Annotated in this window: 1 protein-coding gene; it reads left to right on the forward strand. The window is 55.7% G+C overall.

Translation table 11 applies throughout. The features are described 5' to 3' along the window. Positions 1-23: 23 nt before the first annotated feature. The coding region (locus tag ACLD7X_RS18695; protein WP_411425179.1) for a SulP family inorganic anion transporter at positions 24-476 on the forward strand (453 nt) is incomplete at its 3' end.

The following is a 476-nucleotide window of genomic DNA, read 5'->3' on the forward strand; positions in this document are numbered from 1 at the left end:
ATGTATCATCGTGGAGCTCGTTGGTGGCCCAGCTGCGATTTCCAGAGTGGAGTGCCATCCTACGGAGGGATGTTTGGATAACGGCACTAACGATGATGGCCATTGCCAGCGTCGAGTCGCTTCTGTCGATCGAGGCCGTGGACCGCATGGACCCTGAACGGCGGATCAGCGACCCCAATGCCGAGCTCCGTGCCCAAGGTATAGGGAATATTGTGAGCGGTCTTCTGGGTGGCTTGCCGATAACGAGTGTTATCGTACGCTCGTCGGCCAACGTCTATGGTGGCGGACGCACGCGGTTGGCGTCCATGGTCCACGGCCTACTGCTACTGCTCAGCATCGTGCTTATTCCAAGCTATCTGAATGCCATTCCTTTGGCATGTCTTGCCTCCATTCTCCTTGTTGTTGGATATCGCCTTTCGTCCATTACGATCATTCGATCCATGCTCCGCGAAGGGCCAGCCCAGTTGATTCCTTTT

This window comes from Aphanothece microscopica RSMan92 (assembly GCF_046613545.2).
GTDB lineage: Bacteria > Cyanobacteriota > Cyanobacteriia > PCC-6307 > Cyanobiaceae > NIES-981.